Annotated in this window: 16 protein-coding genes; 9 read left to right on the top strand and 7 right to left on the bottom strand. The window is 71.2% G+C overall.

Annotated features, from left to right (window positions below; all coding sequences use genetic code 11):
• Positions 1 to 209, bottom strand: a 209-nt coding sequence (locus GXW78_RS03955; protein WP_246521833.1) for a GcrA family cell cycle regulator, incomplete at its 3' end; no start/stop codon positions are given.
• A gap of 178 nt (positions 210 to 387) precedes the next feature.
• Between GXW78_RS03955 and GXW78_RS03950 the strand changes: the two genes are divergently transcribed.
• Both GXW78_RS03950 and GXW78_RS03945 read left to right on the top strand, forming a co-directional pair.
• Positions 388 to 900 carry a winged helix-turn-helix transcriptional regulator gene (locus GXW78_RS03950; protein ID WP_211866225.1) on the top strand — a complete coding sequence of 171 codons (513 nt, stop codon included), beginning with the start codon at positions 388 to 390 and terminating at the stop codon, positions 898 to 900.
• On the top strand, positions 893 to 2236 hold the full coding sequence (locus GXW78_RS03945; RefSeq protein WP_211866224.1) for an MATE family efflux transporter: 1344 nt from the start codon (positions 893 to 895) through the stop codon (positions 2234 to 2236). Before GXW78_RS03950 ends, GXW78_RS03945 begins: the two co-directional genes overlap by 8 nt.
• Positions 2237 to 2430: 194 nt before the next feature.
• Here the strand turns inward: GXW78_RS03945 and GXW78_RS03940 are convergent, their stop codons facing one another.
• The 3 genes from GXW78_RS03940 to GXW78_RS03930 form a co-directional block, all read right to left on the bottom strand.
• The gene (locus GXW78_RS03940) at positions 2431 to 3216 is read right to left on the bottom strand and encodes a DUF4394 domain-containing protein (protein WP_211866223.1); all 786 of its coding nucleotides are present in this window, start codon (positions 3214 to 3216) and stop codon (positions 2431 to 2433) included.
• Between the two features lie 130 nt (positions 3217 to 3346).
• The gene (locus tag GXW78_RS03935; protein WP_211866222.1) at positions 3347 to 4033 is read right to left on the bottom strand and encodes an anti-sigma factor; all 687 of its coding nucleotides are present in this window, start codon (positions 4031 to 4033) and stop codon (positions 3347 to 3349) included.
• Positions 4030 to 4608, bottom strand: coding sequence for a sigma-70 family RNA polymerase sigma factor (locus GXW78_RS03930; protein ID WP_246521832.1), 579 nt, complete (start codon positions 4606 to 4608; stop codon positions 4030 to 4032). Before GXW78_RS03930 ends, GXW78_RS03935 begins: the two co-directional genes overlap by 4 nt.
• Positions 4609 to 4685: 77 nt before the next feature.
• On the opposite strand from GXW78_RS03930, the gene GXW78_RS03925 reads away from it, so the two are divergent.
• Genes GXW78_RS03925 through GXW78_RS03910 form a run of 4 tightly spaced genes read left to right on the top strand, consistent with a single transcriptional unit; the run spans position 4686 to position 9233 of the window.
• Entirely contained in the window at positions 4686 to 5900 is a 1215-nt protein-coding gene (locus GXW78_RS03925; protein WP_211866221.1) for an ABC transporter substrate-binding protein, read from the top strand.
• A gap of 6 nt (positions 5901 to 5906) precedes the next feature.
• Entirely contained in the window at positions 5907 to 7760 is a 1854-nt protein-coding gene (locus GXW78_RS03920; RefSeq protein ID WP_211866220.1) for an ABC transporter permease, read from the top strand.
• Positions 7757 to 8536, top strand: a complete 780-nt coding sequence (locus GXW78_RS03915; RefSeq protein WP_211866218.1) for an ABC transporter ATP-binding protein — start codon at positions 7757 to 7759, stop codon at positions 8534 to 8536. The genes GXW78_RS03920 and GXW78_RS03915 overlap by 4 nt, the downstream gene beginning before the upstream one ends.
• Entirely contained in the window at positions 8529 to 9233 is a 705-nt protein-coding gene (locus GXW78_RS03910; RefSeq protein ID WP_211866216.1) for an ABC transporter ATP-binding protein, read from the top strand. Before GXW78_RS03915 ends, GXW78_RS03910 begins: the two co-directional genes overlap by 8 nt.
• Before the next feature lie 115 nt (positions 9234 to 9348).
• On the opposite strand, the gene GXW78_RS03905 is transcribed toward GXW78_RS03910, so the two are convergent.
• Positions 9349 to 10758, bottom strand: coding sequence for a helix-turn-helix domain-containing protein (locus GXW78_RS03905; RefSeq protein ID WP_211866214.1), 1410 nt, complete (start codon positions 10756 to 10758; stop codon positions 9349 to 9351).
• 153 nt (positions 10759 to 10911) lie between these two features.
• Here GXW78_RS03905 and aceA point away from each other — a divergent pair, with 153 nt between their 5' ends.
• Together aceA and GXW78_RS03895 are read left to right on the top strand one after the other, a co-directional pair.
• Positions 10912 to 12249 (top strand): isocitrate lyase, encoded by a 1338-nt coding sequence (aceA, locus tag GXW78_RS03900; protein ID WP_211866212.1) that lies wholly within the window; start codon positions 10912 to 10914, stop codon positions 12247 to 12249.
• A gap of 26 nt (positions 12250 to 12275) precedes the next feature.
• Complete coding sequence (locus GXW78_RS03895) at positions 12276 to 12458, top strand: hypothetical protein (protein WP_211866210.1); 183 nt, start codon at positions 12276 to 12278, stop codon at positions 12456 to 12458.
• Positions 12459 to 12518: 60 nt separating this feature from the next.
• On the opposite strand, the gene GXW78_RS03890 is transcribed toward GXW78_RS03895, so the two are convergent.
• Positions 12519 to 12863, bottom strand: a complete 345-nt coding sequence (locus GXW78_RS03890; protein ID WP_211866208.1) for a DUF6525 family protein — start codon at positions 12861 to 12863, stop codon at positions 12519 to 12521.
• Positions 12864 to 12970: 107 nt separating this feature from the next.
• Complete coding sequence (locus GXW78_RS03885) at positions 12971 to 13990, bottom strand: enoyl-CoA hydratase/isomerase family protein (RefSeq protein WP_211866206.1); 1020 nt, start codon at positions 13988 to 13990, stop codon at positions 12971 to 12973.
• An 84-nt stretch (positions 13991 to 14074) separates the two neighbouring features.
• Between GXW78_RS03885 and GXW78_RS03880 the strand changes: the two genes are divergently transcribed.
• Positions 14075 to 15175, top strand: coding sequence for an ABC transporter ATP-binding protein (locus GXW78_RS03880; RefSeq protein ID WP_211866204.1), 1101 nt, complete (start codon positions 14075 to 14077; stop codon positions 15173 to 15175).
• The last annotated feature ends 6 nt before the right edge of the window (positions 15176 to 15181 follow it).

The following is a 15181-nucleotide window of genomic DNA, read 5'->3' as shown; positions in this document are numbered from 1 at the left end:
GGCATGGGCCGCGGCGCACGCGGCACCGGTGCCGGCCGCGGCACCGCATCGCGACGGATCGGGCTCGGCCGCGCCGGCAGGCTCAGCCGGTGCGCCTTGCCCACCACGGCATTCTTCGAAATGCCCATCCGACGGCCGATCTCGGCGGTCGAATGCCCCTCGGCCCAGAGCGCCTTCAGGCGCTCGATCGCTTCCGCGGTCCAATCCATCGCGAGCATCCCCTGAACTACCCCTAACACAATATACGGTATTCGGAACGGCGGTCGGGACACAAGTTCTGCGATGCATCCCACGGCAAAAATCCTGTGGACAAGCTGGCACACCAGCGTGACTTGCAAAATGCAAGTTTGTCGGGTTCGATGACCGCCGGTCACCGCGGATCCCGCCATGCGTCCCACCGATTTCGGCGCCATGCGCTGCCCCGTCGCCCGTGCCATGGCGGTACTCGGCGAGCGCTGGACCATGCTGATCCTGCGGGAGGCCTTTGCCGGCACCACCCGCTTCGACGGCTTCGCGACCAATCTCGGCATCGCGCCGAACATCCTCTCGACGCGGCTCGCACACCTCACCCGGCATGGGCTGCTGGAGCGCGTGCCGGAGGGCGCCCGCCACGCCTATCGGCTGACCGATCGGGGGCGGGACGCCTTCCCGCTCTACCTCGCCATCCGCGACTGGGGCGCCCGCCACTTCTCGGGCGCCGAGGGGCCGCCCACCGTCATGATCGACCGCGCCACCGGCGCCGCGGTGCTCGCCCCGACGCCACACCGCGCGGATGGCAGCCCGATCGGCCCCGAGGATGTCCGCATCCTGCCCGGCCCCGGCGCCAATGGCGCCATCCGCCGCCGCTTCGGCACCCCCGACCCGCTTCCCGCCCCCGACGAGATCACCACCGATGAATGACGCCGCCGGCTTCGCGCCCCCGCCGCCGACCACGCGGGACCGGCTGCGCCGTATCCTCGCCCTGGCGGCGCCGACCACGCTGCTTGCCGCCACGCAGGTCGCGGCCCTGCTGATCGAACCCTGGCTCGCAGCCCGGCAGGGCACGCCGGCGCTGGCCGGCTGGGCGGTGGTGCTGCCCTTCGCGCTGCTGCTGGGCCAGATGTCGGCCGGCGCGATGGGCGGCGGCGTGGTCTCGGCCATCGCCCGCGCCCTCGGCGCCCGCCAGACCGAGGAAGCCGCGGCGCTCGCCACCCATGCCCTGGTGATCGCCTTCATCGGGGCGGCCCTGTTCGCCGTGCCGCTCGCCATCTTCCCGCGCAGCGTGCTTGGCCTGATCGGCGGGCCGGAGGCGGCGGAAGCCGCCGCTGCCTATTCCGCCTGGCTGTTCGGCGCCGGAGCGCTGCCGGCCTGGCTGACCAACACCCTCGCCTCCATCCTGCGCGGCGGCGGCCGGCATGCGCTGGCGGCGCGCGGGGTGGTCGGCGCCTGGATCGTCTATCCGCCGCTGGCGTGGCTGCTGATGGAGCCGGCCGGCATGGGACTCGCCGGGGCGGGCCTGGCCTTTGCGCTGGCGATGACGGGATCGACTGTGGTCATGGCCGCCGCCGTGATGTCGGGCGGAGCAGGCTTCACGCCTTCGCTCCGGACGCCGCTGCGGCGGGCGCTGTTCCACCGCATCCTGGCCGTCGGCCTGATCGCCTGCGCCATGGCGACCATCGCCAACCTCGCCACCATCCTCGTCACCGCGCGTATCGCCGGCCATGGTGCGGCGGCGGTTGCGGGCTACGGCATCTCGGCGCGGATGGAGTTCCTGATGATCCCGCTCGCCTTCGGCGTCGGCTCCGCCCTGACGGCGCTGGTCGGCCGGGCTGTCGGCAGCGGCGACTGGGCGGAGGCGCGGCGCATCGCCTGGACCGGCGGCGGGCTGGCCCTGGCGGTCACTAGCGCGATCGCCATCCCCGTCGCGATTTTCCCCGGCGCCACCGCGGCGGCCTTCACCGACGACCCGGCAGTGCGCGTCATCGCCACCGAGGCGTTGTCGATCATCGGCTGGGCGATGCCCGGCTTCGGCATCGGCATGGCACTGTACTTCGCAGCGATGGGCGCGGGACGCATGGCCTGGCCCGTCGTCGCCGCGCTGTCGCGCATCGCGCTGGCGGTCGGTGGCGGCTGGGTGCTGTCGGATCTGATGGGCTTCGGGCTGACGGGGCAGTTCGTGGCGGTGGCACTTGGCATCACAGCCTATGGCAGCGTCTGCGCGGCAGCCGTGCGCCCCGGAGTGTGGCGCGGCCGATGAGAGTGCCGGGGAGAGGCACGGCCCCTCCCCGGTCCTCGACCCCCGACGCCGATCCGTGCGCGGCGTGACGCGCGTCGCGAACGCCGGGCACGGCTTCGACACCTGGGGCCACGCTTCCCCCGGCCGGGCGAGACGATCCGCTATGGGGGCACAATCACGGATCGCCGCGCACCGCGCCGGGGGCGCGCCTCGGATCACCGCATCGCGGCGATATCGATGACCTCGACCGCCGGCAGGCCCGACACTGGGCCGGTCGCGGTCGCGGCGCCGGTCTCGAGGTTCACGCTGTGCATCGTCCCGTCGGCGAGGAGGAAGGTCGTGTTCCCGCCCTGCCCGTCCGAGAGGATGTCGAAGGCGACGCCGGCCGGGAGCGTCGCCGCCACCTCGCCGCGCGGCTGCTGCACGCCGTCATTCGGCGGCGCCTGCAGGTTGAGCCGGCGGGACAGCGTGTCGATCGTGTAGAGCGCCGTCTGCTGCGCGCCGGTCATGCTGTTGGTGTAGGCGCCGGCGACGATGCGCGGGCCGGTTTCGGCCATCGGCGTCCCGGCCGCGTATTTCAGCGTGCCATCCGTCACGGCTTCCCCGGTATCGACGTTCACGCGCAGGTTCACGCCATTCATGCCCATCAGCCGCAGGCGGTTGGCGGCGGGGTTGAAGTCCACCACCGCGCGTCCGCCGGAGGCGAACGCCGTGTTGAGGCGGCTGACCTGCGTGGCGCGGCCGTCGGCAGGGTTGATCGTCACGATCTGCCCGCTTTCCGTGACACCATAGAGGCGGCCGTCCTGCGGGCGCTGGTCGATGCCGATCACACGGCCATCCGTGCCGGTGATGCGGACCGGCGCGGCGGCGCGGCGCGTCTCGCTGTCGATCGAGACGAGGGCATTGTCCGCGGTCAGACCGACGATGGTGGCAGCCTGCGCGGCCTGGGCGGCGGCGACCATGCCGAAGGCAGCAAGGGCGACGCGAAGCGGGGTCGTCATGGCGGTTCTCCTGTTCGGCGAAGCCGCCAACGGCCCCGCTGACCGCCTTACGGGTGCCGATCCGCGATGGATGCGCCCGGGCCATCACAAGACCGCGACCGGCCGGTGATGCGTTCCGGCGGGCGGAACGTCAGGTGCCGCGCGCGGGCGCGAGCCGGCCGATGAACAGGATGGGCCCGGTCGGCCGGCCAGTGGGCGAGCCCCCCGGCGGCTCGAGCGTGATCTCCATCAGCATCCCGGGCTCGGGCCGGATCGTCGACGGCGTCACGGTCAGCGAGCCCTGCTGCGCCGGGATCAGGCCCAGCGAGGTCGGGGCGGTCGCGCCCTGCGGCAGTGCCCAGAGCTGCATGACCCGGTCATCCGGCACCGGCTGCGGGTTCAGCGAGGCCAGCCGCAGCGCGCCGCCTTCGGCCTCCACCAGCCAGGCCGGCTGGTCGCCCTGCGTCAGCAGCACGGTCATCAGCCGGGGTTCGGGCACAGGCCGCAGCAGCAGGAAAGCCGCGAGGCCGGCGGCGACGGCGCTCGCGCCCAGCGCCCAGTTCCGCCAGAAGGCCGAGCGGCGCGCGGGCGCGGCAGCCACGGGCCGCGTGCCATCCAGCGCGGCCTCGATGCGATCCCACAGCCCGGGGGGCGGCGCCTCGGGCGCGGCGAGCGCGCTTAGCGGCGCCAGCCGCGCCTCCCACGCCGCCACGAGCCCGCGCAGATCGGCATCCGCGTCCATCGCCTGCGTGACCTCGCGCGCGGCGGCGGCATCCAGCGTGCCGAGCACGTATTCGGCGGCGAGCGCGTCACGATCGGCGGGATCGGTCGGGATCACGCGAGGCACTCCTTCAACGCGAGGAGGCCGCGGCGGATCCACGACTTGACGGTGCCGAGCGGCGTCCCGAGCCGTTCGGCGATCTGCGGGTGGGACAGGCCATGGACGAAGGCCAGCACGATGCCGTCCCGGTTCCGCGCCTCCAGCCCCTGCAGGCATTCCCGCAGCCGGCGGCCCTCGGCGGTGGCGGCGAGGCGGTCCTCAGCCTCGGGTGCCACCGGCTCGTCACCGAGATTGGGATCGTCGGTCGCGATCTCCCGGCCGCGGGCGCGGATGATGTCGAGCGCCGCGTGGCGGACGATGGCGCCGAGCCAGGCTTCCGGCGTGCCCCGGCTGGCATCGAACTGGTGGGCACGCTGGGCGATGCGGATGAAGGCGTCCTGCATGGCGTCCGACGACAGGTCGCGGTCGCGCAGGATGGCATTCGCGATGCCGAACAACCGCACGGATTGCGCCTGGTAGACCGCGCGCAGCGCCGCCCGGTCCCCGGCGGCGGCCGCGGTCAGCAGATCGGCAAGGCTGGCGCCGGCATCCATCGCGGCAGGACCACGCCACGGGCAGGGCCAATCGGTCAAGCGGGGCTCACCCCATTGCGCCACGGGGCCGCCAACCCGATCATCGGGGCTGAGCACGTTTACCAGGAGGCTCCGATATGACCCGCTTCACCCTTTCCCGCCGGGCGCTTGGCGGCGCGGCGCTGGTCGCGCTGGCGCGCCCAGGCGTCGCCCAGGGCGCGCCGATCCGGATCGGGGAGCTGAATTCCTACGCCCGGATGGCCGCCTTCGCCGTCCCGTATCGCAACGCGATGCAGCTCGCGCAGGATCAGGTGAACGCCGCCGGCGGCGTGATGGGCGGGCGGCACATCGAATTCGTGTTCCGTGACGACGGGTCAACGCCGGGCGATGCCGTGCGCGTCGCCGAGGAATTGCTGACGCGCGAGAACGTCGCCTTCCTGGCCGGTACCTACCTGTCGAATGTCGGGCTCGCGGTGTCGGACTTCGCGAACCAGCGCAAGCGGCTGTTCCTGGCGACCGAGCCGCTGACCGACGCCATCACCATGGCGCAGGGCAACCGCTATACCTTCCGCGTCCGCCCCGGCACCTACATGCAGACGCGCATGCTGGTGGAATCGCTGCGCGGCAAGACCGCGAAGCGCTGGGCGATCGTCGCGCCCAACTACGACTACGGACAATCGGCCGCCGCCAACTTCAAGCGCCTGCTGCCCGAGGCGATCCCCGGGGCGGAGATCGTGGCGGAGCAGTTCCCCGCGCTCGGCCGCGTCGATGCCGGGGCGACGGTCGGCGCGCTGTCCCAGGCGCGACCCGATGGCATCTTCAACGTGCTGTTCGGCCCGGACCTCACCGCCTTCGTGCGGGAGGGCAATACGCGCGGCCTGTTCGAGCGCCGTACCGTCGCCTCCCTGCTGACCGGCGAGCCGGAATACATGATCCCGCTCGGCGAGGAGACGCCGGAAGGCTGGATCGTCACCGGCTATCCGGTCGAGCAGATCGAGGCGCCGCCCGCGCACAAGGCGTTCATCGAGGCGTATCGCGGCCGCTTCAACGACATGCCGCGGCTCGGCTCCCTGCTCGGCTACGTCACCGTGCAGATCGTCGCGAACATGCTCAACCAGGCACGTTCGGCCGAGACCGAGGCCATGGTCGACGCGCTGGCCGACCTGCGCACGGACACCGTCGTCGGGCCCGTCACCATGCGCGGGCTCGATCACCAGAGCACGCTCGGCGCGTGGGTCGGCGAGACGACGCTGCGCGGGCGCGCAGGGGCGATGAAGAACCCCCGCTTCGCCGACGGTGCCGACTACATGTTCTCCGAAGCCGAGGTCCGAGCCGCGCGTCGCTCGGCCTGACGCACGGTGGAATGGGACTTCCTGCTGGTCCAGGCCCTGTCGGGCCTGGCCAGCGCCTCGTCGTTGTTCATCATCGCCTCGGGCCTGACCATCGTCTTCGGCGTCACGCGCATCGTGAACTTCGCGCATGGGTCGTTCTACATGCTCGGCGCCTACATGGCGGTGACGATCGTGCCGTGGCTGCTGGAGCTGGACCGGTCGCCCACGATGTTCTTCGTGGGCGTGCTGGCCTCGGCCGTCGCGGTCGGGCTGCTCGGCGTGGCGATGGAATTGCTGCTGCTGCGCCGCATCTATCGCGTGCCGGAGCTGTTCCAGCTTCTCGCCACCTTCGGCGTGGTGCTGATCGTGCAGGATGTGGTCTCGATGATCTGGGGGCCGGTCGAGATTCCGGGTCCTCGCGCACCGGGGCTGCGGCATGCGGTATACATCTTCGACCAGCGCTTCCCGGCCTATGAGCTGTTCCTGATCGCCGTCGGCCCGGCCGTGCTGGCGCTGCTGTGGCTGCTGATGCACCGGACGCGCTTCGGCGTGCTGATCCGCGCCGCGACGCAGGACCGCGAGATGGTCGGCGCGCTCGGCGTGAACCAGGCGATGCTGTTCACCGGCACGCTGTTCCTCGGCGCCGCGCTGGCGGGGCTCGGCGGCGCGCTTCAGATCCCGCGCGTCTCGGCCAGCTCGCATATGGACCTCTCGATCATCGTCGAGGCCTTCGTCGTCACCGTCATCGGCGGCATGGGATCGGTGCCGGGCGCGTTTCTCGCCGCGATGCTGATCGGGCAGTTGCAGGCCTTCGGCGTGCTGGTCTTCCCGAAGATCACGCTGGTGCTGGCCTTCCTGCTGATGGCGGTGGTGCTGGTGGTGAAACCGTGGGGGCTGCTCGGCCGACCGGAGGCGGCTTCGGGCCGCGCGGTGCTGCCCGAAGGCATCCTGGACCCCCACCCGCTGGGGCGCGCCGGCCGTCTGCTGGCAGCGGCAGCGGTGGTCGCGGTGCTCGCGCTACCGCTGTTCGACGCCTACACCGTCAAGGTCGGCACCGAGGTGCTGATCCTGGCACTCGCCGCCTTCTCGCTGAACTTCCTGGTGGGCAATGGCGGTATCGTCTCCTTCGGCCACGCGGCGTATTTCGGGCTCGGCGCCTATGGCGCGGGCTTGCTGGTGGTGAAGGCGGGGCTGCCGATGGAACCGGCACTAATCGCCGCGCCCATCGCCGGCGGGGCGGCCGCCGCGCTTTTCGGTTTCTTCGTCGTGCGGCTGTCGGGCATCTACCTGGCGATGCTGACGCTGGCCTTCGCGCAGATCGCCTACGCGATCGTGTTCCAGTGGGTGGAGGTCACGGGCGGCGACAACGGGCTGGTCGGCGTCTGGCCCTCGTCCTGGGCCGCATCGCGGGAGGCATACCACTATCTGACGGCGGTACTGACACTCGGCGCCATCATCTTCCTCCGCCGCGTGATCCACGCACCCTTCGGCGCGACGCTGCGCGCGGCGCGGGATTCGGCGGCGCGCGCGGATGCCGTCGGCATCGACGTGCGCACGCATCGCTGGCTGGGCTTCACGCTCGCCGGGGCCGCCGCGGGTCTTGCAGGCGGGCTCTACGCCTTCTCGAAAGGGTCCATCGATCCCACGCTTCTCGGCATCCCGATGTCGGTCGACTTCCTGTCGATGATCCTGCTCGGCGGCATCCAGTCGGTGATGGGGCCGGTCGCGGGGGCCGCCGCGTTCCATGCGGTGAAGGACTTCTTCATGCCGCTGACCGACTACTGGCGGCTGCTGCTCGGCCTGTCGATCATCGCCATGGTGCTGGTCTTTCCGCGCGGGCTGGCCGGCGCCTTCGTATCACGGCGGCGTGGCGCGTCATGACGCTGCTCGCGGCCGAGGGGCTGACCAAGCGGTTCGGCGGCGTCGTTGCCGCCAATGGCGTGAGCTTCGCGCTCGAACCGGGCGAGATGCTCGCGATGATCGGCCCGAACGGGGCCGGAAAATCGACCACCTTCAACATGGTGGGCGGGCAACTTCGCCCGGATGCCGGGCGGGTCACGCTGGCCGGGCAGGATGTGACCAACACCCCGCCCCGAGCGCTGTGCCGGCTGGGCGTGGGGCGCAGCTTCCAGGTCGCGCAGACCTTCCTGTCCTTCACCGTCGTCGGCAACGTCCAGATGGCGCTGATCGCGCATCAGCGGCAGACGCGGCAGATGCTGTCGGATGCGGCGGCCCTGCATCGGGACGCGGCGCTGGCGTTGCTCGACCGCGTGGGAATGGCCGCGCAGGCCGATCGACCGATCGGAGAGCTCGCCTACGGCGACGTCAAGCGTGTGGAACTCGCCATCGCGCTCGCCGGCGCGCCACGGTTGCTGCTGATGGATGAGCCGACTGCCGGCATGGCGCCGTCCGAACGTGCCGCGCTGATGGCGCTGGTCGCCGGCATCGCGCGACGCGAGCGCATCGGCGTGCTGTTCACCGAGCACGACATGGATTCCGTCTTCGCCCATGCCGACCGCATCCTGGTGCTGGTGCGCGGGGAGATCATCGCGCGCGGCAGCCCCGAGGACGTGCGCGCCGACCCGGAGGTCCAGCGCGTCTATCTCGGCCAGTCCGGCACGAAGGCCGCCGCGCGGGCGCGGCGCACCCATGGCTGAGCGCGTGCTGGAGGTGACCGGCCTGCGCGCCGGCTACGGCCCTGCCGAGGTGCTGTTCGGCGTCGACCTTCATCTGGCGCGCGGGGAGGTCGCCGCGCTGATGGGCCGCAACGGCGCGGGCAAGTCCACCACGCTGAAGGCCATCATGGGCCTGCTGCCGCCGCGCGCCGGATCGGTGCGCTTCGCGGGGCGGGAGATCGCGGGCCTGCCGCCCTATCGCATCGCGCGGCTCGGCCTCGGCTATGTGCCGGAGGACCGCCGGATCTTCACCGACCTGACGGTGGCGGAAAACCTGGCCGTCGGCCGCCGCCCCGGCCGCAGCTCCTGGACACCGGAACGGCTGTTCGAGGTATTTCCCAACCTCGCCGAGATGCGCCACCGCCGCGCCGCCGCCATGTCAGGTGGCGAGCAGCAGATGCTGACCATCGCACGCACACTGATGGGCAACCCCGAGGCCGTGCTGCTCGACGAGCCCTCGGAAGGCCTGGCGCCGGTCATCGTGGAGCAGATGGCCGAGGCCGTGCTGCGCATGAAGGCGGAAGGCATCGCCGTGCTCGTCTCGGAACAGAGCCTCGACTTCGCCGCAGCCGTCGCCGATCGCGCGCTGGTGCTGGAGAAAGGCGCCGTGCGCTGGGAGGGCGACGTTGCGACGCTGGAGGCGGATGAGGGCGTGCGGCGCGCTTATCTGACGCTGTGAAGAAGAAGGTCGGGGGAGGAACACCTCCCCCGAATCCCCCTCCGTTTTTTAACTGTTGGAGACTGACAGCCGAGGCGGCGCCAATAGACAGAAAAAGGAGGGGGTCCGGGGGAGTTCATCTCCCCCGGCCGCCGGAGGCCGCTTCGAACCGATACGGCGCCGCCCCTTCCTCTGCCGGATTCAGCACCAGCCGGTGTTCCAACGGCGGAAACGCCCGGCTTCGGCAATCGGCACGGTCGCAGAGCCGGCAGGACAGTCCGATGCCGACGGCCGCCGCTTCCAGGTCCAGCCCGTCCGCGTAGACCAGTTCGGGCGCCCGCGTCAGGTCGCAGCCCATCGCCACGACATGGACGGGCGGCGGTTCGCCCCAATGCGCTGCGCGGCCTTGCACGGTCTGGGCGATGGTGAGGAAGGTGGCGCCATCCGGCAGCCGGGCGACCTGCACGCGGATGCGTCCCGGCGTCGCGAAGGCTTCGTGCACCACCCAGCGCGGGCAGGAGCCGCCGAAGCGCGCGAAGGGGAAGCCGGCGGCGGAGAAACGCTTGCCGACATTGCCGGCGGGATCGACGCGCAGGAAGAAGAAGGGCACGCCGCGCGCACCATCGCGCTGCATTGTCGAAAGCCGCTGCGCGGCCTGTTCGAAGGAGACGCCGAAGCGCGCGGCCAGTGCCTCGATGTCGTGGCGCAGCTCGCGCGCGGCGGCGAGGTAGGGCGCGTAGGGCATCAGCAGCGCGGCGGCGGCGTAGTTCAGCAACCCGATGCGGATGAGCTGCCCGGCTTCCGGCGTGGACGGTTCGGCGCCGGCGATGGCGGCGTCCACCGCTTCGCGCGCTTCCAGCAGCATCAGGGTGAAGGCCATCTGGAAGCCGCGAGATTCGCGCGGCAGGGATTCCGACAGGTGCAGGACGCGCGCGGCGGCGTCGTGGCGGCGTAGCGCGCCCTCGAGCGGACCGACGAGGACGGTGAGGCCGTGGTCGCGGCGCAGGCGCTCGGCGATGGCGTGGTTCATCTCCGCGGGGCGGCTGCCGAGTTCGTTGCCGATGCTTTCGGCCGCGTCTTCCAGTGCCGGGAAATGGTTCGCGCGGTCGTGGAAGAAGTCGCGCGCTTCCTCGGTCGGCAGCAGGATGCGGCGGCCGGTCGGTAGTGCGATGCCCGAGGCATCCTCCCGCGCCACGCGCCAGGCACGGTACAGCGCCAGCACGGCGCGTGCGGCATTGGGGGCGGAGGCGGCGAGGGTCGTAACCTCCTGTTCCGGCACATCCTCCAAGCCGAGCATCGGGTCGGACAGGACCTCCCGCAGGCCGGATTCGAGCTGGCGTTCGGCCGTGCCGGACAGGGCGGCGAGCTCGACGCCGAGCACCTCCGTCAGCTTGATGAGCAACGAGGCCGTGACGGCGCGCTGATCGTGCTCGATCAGGTTGAGATAGCTCGCGGAAATGCCGAGGCGCGTGGCCAGTGCCTGCTGCGTCAGGCTGCGTTCCAGGCGCAGGCGGCGAACCGTGCGGCCGATCAGCGGGCGAGCCATGAATTTACAACCTTTACAGAATCGCGGGCGAAGCTGTGAAGACGGCCACGGTCTTGCGGCGGCTTAACCAAGATCGCCGGTGAATCTCGGCGCTGCAATGTCAATTATTGACGGGCGCCGGATACACCGGCCGAGCATTCGAGGAAGTCACTCATGCGACCGATGACAACACCCTGCTGCGCCCCCGACGGCACCGGCGGCGCCGTGCCCCCGCAGGACCCGAACCGCTTCGCCGGCATCCGCCGCGACTACACCGATGCCGATGTCGCCCGCCTGGCCGGTTCCTTTCGGGTACGCCACACGCTGGCCGAGAATGGCGCCCGCCGGCTGTGGGATCTGCTGCGGTCGGAGCCCTATGTGAACACGCTCGGCGCGCTGACCGGCATGCAGGCGCTGCAGCAGGTGAAGGCCGGGTTGAAGGCGATCTACCTGTCCGGCTGGCAGGTGGCGGCGGATGCGAATTCCGCGGGCCAGATGTATCCGGACCAGTCGCTGTATCCGGTCGATTCCGTGCCGAAGGTGATCAGCCGCATCAACGGCGCGCTGCGCCGCGCGGACCAGATCGCGACGATGGAACGGCTGGACGGCAAGGCCGACGACCGCACGCACTACATGGCGCCCATCATCGCGGATGCCGAGGCCGGCTTCGGCGGCGCCCTGAACGCCTATGAGCTGATGCGCGCGATGATCGAGGCCGGCGCCGCCGGCGTGCATTTCGAGGACCAGCTGGCGTCGGAGAAGAAGTGCGGCCATCTCGGCGGCAAGGTGCTGGTGCCGATCAGCCAGCATATCCGCACCCTGAACGCCGCACGGCTGGCGGCGGATGTGGAGGGCGTGCCGACGGTTCTGCTGTGCCGGACGGATGCGGAATCCGCGCAGCTGCTGACGGCCGACGTTGATGAGCGCGACCGCCCCTTCATCAGCGGCGACCGCACGCCGGAAGGCTTCTTCCGCATCAGGCCGGGCGTCGGCAAGCAGTACGCGATCGCGCGCGGCCTGGCCTACGCGCCCTACGCCGACCTGCTGTGGTGGGAGACGAGCGACCCCGACCTCGATGACGCGCGCGAGTTCGCGGAGGCGATCCATCGCGAATTCCCCGGCAAGATGCTCGCCTACAACTGCTCGCCGAGCTTCAACTGGCAGCGGAAGATGGGCGTCGAGGCGGCGGCGCGGTTCCAGCGCGAGATCGGCGCGATGGGCTACAAGTTCCAATTCGTCACGCTCGCCGGCTTCCACAGCCTGAACCTATCGATGTTCAAGCTCGCGCGCGGCTACGCCGAGCGCGGCATGGGTGCCTACTCCGAACTTCAGCAGGCGGAGTTCGCGGCCGAGGCCGAGGGCTTCACCGCGGTGCGCCACCAGCGCGAAGTCGGCGTCGGCTACTTCGACGCGGTCGCGATGGCGGCGTCGGGCGGCACGGCCTCGACCACCGCCATGGCCCATTCCACCGAGGCTGCGCAGTTCCACAGCGAAACCCAACCGGCCCACTGAATCCCCAGCGAGAGGAGACGCGTATCATGAGCAACAACGACCGCCACGATGACGGCCTGGTGCACGCCCACAACTGGGCGACCGAGCCACCCCGCGACCCCCGCCCGCGTCCCCGCGCGACGCCGGCCCCGACGGATGACGATCGCGACGAGGGGTTGGTCCACAGCCACGGTTGGGCCTGCGGCGAACGCGGCCGGCCCGCGCACTGAGGCCGTCTGATCCGACGGCACGCGGCGGCTCTCCGTGGTGGAAGCCGCCGCTTTGCGACGTCAGTACCGCAGCACCGTCGCCGCCGCAGCGCGATGCGGCAGCGCATGGCCCCATTGCCGCGCATAGGCGTCGGCGAAGGCGTCGAACTCAAGCCTCTCGCAGTCCTCGAGATGGTTCAGCAGCCGGCGCTCACCCCGCGCGCTGCTGGCGGTCTGCCGTCGGAAGCGGCGCCAGAGCATCAGCGCGTTGACCGTCCAGGCATCATAAGCGTGCTCATGCATACGGCGACGGATGGCGGCGGGAAGCGCGTCGAAGGCTTGCCAGTCATCCCCGGCGAAGCGCCGCCAGAGACGCGGTCGCTCGGTGATGTCGTTGCTGCGAGGCTGGTCGGCGCTGTCTGACATGAATTGCAACAGTATATCATAACACTCTCCTGCGCCAGATCGGCCGGCAAGCTACGCGGCCGGGGGGAACGGAGAGAGGCCCGCTCCCTCCGTCCTCTACTCGATCGCTACGCCCCGAACATGCCCCGGATCGCCGCGGGGTCCACATCCTCGATCCGCGCCGGCTGCCACTTCGGCGCGCCGTCCTTGTCGACCAGCACCGACCGCACGCCTTCCACGAAATCCGGATGCTGGTTCACCACCACCCGCGTCAGCGCCAGTTCGGTCGCGAGGCACCCGGCGAGGTCCTGCTTGGCCCCGCGCTGCAGCAGCTCCAGCGACACGCAGAGCGAGGTCGGCGACATGCGCCGCAGGATCTTGGCCTGCGCCGCCGCCCATTCCGTGCCTTCCGCGTCCAGCGCGGCCAGGATGCCGGCGACGCTGTCCTGGCCGAAGCAGCGGTCGATCGCGTCGCGGTGCGGCGCGAAGGACGCCTCCGGCGGCGTCACGGCGAAGCGCGCGACGGCCTCCGGGCCCTCGGCCACCAGCGCGGCGCGCAGGGCCGGGAAGGATTCCCGCGGCACGAAATGCGTCGCGAGCCCGGCATGCACCGAATCCGCCCCGGTCAGCCGCGCGCCGGTCAGTGCCAGCCAGGTGCCGACCGCGCCGGGCAGCCGCGGGAGGACATAGGAAGTGCCGACATCCGGGAACAGCGCGATCGCCGTTTCCGGCATGGCGACCAGCGCGTGCTCGCTGACGATGACCGGCCCGTTATGGACCGCGACGCCGATGCCGCCGCCCATGCAGACGCCATCGATCAGGCTCACCCAGGGCTGGGGGAAGGTCGCGATGCCGGTGTTGACGGCATATTCCTCGGAGAAGAACGCCTCGACCGCCGCGCGGTCGCCGCTGATCGAGGCCTCCCGCACCGCGCGCACGTCGCCGCCCGCGCAGAAGGCGCGCCCGCCCGCCCCTTCCAGCACCACCAGCTTCACCGCCGCATCGTCCTTCCATGCCGCGATGGCATCCGCGAAAGCGCGGATCATCTCCAGCGTCAGGGCGTTCAGCGCCTTGGGCCGGTTCATCAGCAGGGTGCCGGCGAGACCCTCCCGCTTCGCGATCAGGGTGGGTTCGGCGGTCTCGCTCATCTGGTCGGTTCCCTCATGCTGGCCTCGGGCGTTACCGGGCAGACCAGGCGTTGACAAGCCGTGCGCGGCGCCGGATGCAAGGTCATGGCCGAGACGCTGGTGCGCTTCGAGGGCGTGCGGAAGACCTATGGCGGCACCGCCGCCGCCGTGGTGGGGCTCGACCTCGACATCGCGCGGGGGGAGCTGCTGACGCTGCTCGGCCCGTCCGGCTCTGGCAAGACGACGACGCTGATGATGCTGGCGGGGTTCGAGATGCCGTCCGCCGGCCGCATCCTGCTGGAGGGCCGCGACATCGCGCATACGGCGCCGCACCGGCGGGGCATCGGCGTGGTGTTCCAGTCCTACGCGCTGTTCCCGCACATGACGGTCGCGGAGAACGTCGCCTTCCCGCTGTCCGTGCGCAGCATCGGCCGCGGGGAACGCGACGAGCGCACGCGCAAGGCGCTGGCGATGGTGCGGCTCGACGGCTTTGCGGACCGGCGTCCGGCGCAGTTGTCGGGCGGCCAGCAGCAGCGCGTCGCGCTGGCTCGCGCGCTGGTCTTCGAACCCCCCATCGTGCTGCTCGACGAACCGCTCGGGGCGCTGGACAAGGCGTTGCGGGAGGAGATGCAGCTCGAGATCCGCCACCTGCACCAGCGGCTCGGCGTGACGATGATGTACGTCACCCACGACCAGGCGGAGGCCCTGACGCTGTCCGACCGCATCGCGGTGTTCGAGGGCGGGCGCATCCGCCAATGCGCCGATCCCAAGCGGCTGTATGACCGCCCGGCCGATGCCTTCGTCGCCGGCTTCGTCGGCGAGAACAACCTGCTGCCCGGCATCGTCGCGACGCGCGAGGGCGACGACTGCACCGTCCGTCTCGCCTGCGGCCCCGTGGTCAGCGCCCAGGCGGTCGATTGCGGCGGCGTGGGCGAACGCTGCCTCGTCGCGATCCGCCCCGAGCGCATCGCCGTCGCCGGCGTCGATGCCGCCGACCTCGGCGAACGCGCCATGCCCGCGACGCTGCAGGAGGCGATCTTCCTCGGCGACCATGTTCGGCTGCGCCTCGGCCTCGGGGATGGCGGGGAGGTGCTGGCCAAGCGCCCCACCGGCATCGGCACCCTGCCCGAGCCCGGCGGCCCGGCGTCGATTGCCTGGCCGGAAGGTGCGGCGTTCGCCTTCCGCGACGCCGCCAAGCAGGGCTAGGCTTCC

Origin of the sequence: Neoroseomonas terrae, assembly GCF_018129025.1 — a bacterium.
GTDB lineage: Bacteria > Pseudomonadota > Alphaproteobacteria > Acetobacterales > Acetobacteraceae > Neoroseomonas > Neoroseomonas terrae.
This window is presented reverse-complemented; position numbering and strand designations above follow the sequence as displayed.

Excerpts from the sequence above, each read along its gene's own strand:
- GXW78_RS03890 (WP_211866208.1), bottom strand. The coding sequence starts at position 12,863 with ATGTCAGACAGCGCCGACCAGCCTCGCAGCAACGACATCACCGAGCGA.
- GXW78_RS03910 (WP_211866216.1), top strand. The coding sequence starts at position 8,529 with ATGGCTGAGCGCGTGCTGGAGGTGACCGGCCTGCGCGCCGGCTACGGC.
- aceA (WP_211866212.1), top strand. The coding sequence starts at position 10,912 with ATGCGACCGATGACAACACCCTGCTGCGCCCCCGACGGCACCGGCGGC.
- GXW78_RS03940 (WP_211866223.1), bottom strand. The coding sequence starts at position 3,216 with ATGACGACCCCGCTTCGCGTCGCCCTTGCTGCCTTCGGCATGGTCGCC.
- GXW78_RS03885 (WP_211866206.1), bottom strand. The coding sequence starts at position 13,990 with ATGAGCGAGACCGCCGAACCCACCCTGATCGCGAAGCGGGAGGGTCTC.
- GXW78_RS03945 (WP_211866224.1), top strand. The coding sequence starts at position 893 with ATGAATGACGCCGCCGGCTTCGCGCCCCCGCCGCCGACCACGCGGGAC.
- GXW78_RS03880 (WP_211866204.1), top strand. The coding sequence starts at position 14,075 with ATGGCCGAGACGCTGGTGCGCTTCGAGGGCGTGCGGAAGACCTATGGC.
- GXW78_RS03905 (WP_211866214.1), bottom strand. The coding sequence starts at position 10,758 with ATGGCTCGCCCGCTGATCGGCCGCACGGTTCGCCGCCTGCGCCTGGAA.
- GXW78_RS03895 (WP_211866210.1), top strand. The coding sequence starts at position 12,276 with ATGAGCAACAACGACCGCCACGATGACGGCCTGGTGCACGCCCACAAC.
- GXW78_RS03915 (WP_211866218.1), top strand. The coding sequence starts at position 7,757 with ATGACGCTGCTCGCGGCCGAGGGGCTGACCAAGCGGTTCGGCGGCGTC.
- GXW78_RS03950 (WP_211866225.1), top strand. The coding sequence starts at position 388 with ATGCGTCCCACCGATTTCGGCGCCATGCGCTGCCCCGTCGCCCGTGCC.
- GXW78_RS03925 (WP_211866221.1), top strand. The coding sequence starts at position 4,686 with ATGACCCGCTTCACCCTTTCCCGCCGGGCGCTTGGCGGCGCGGCGCTG.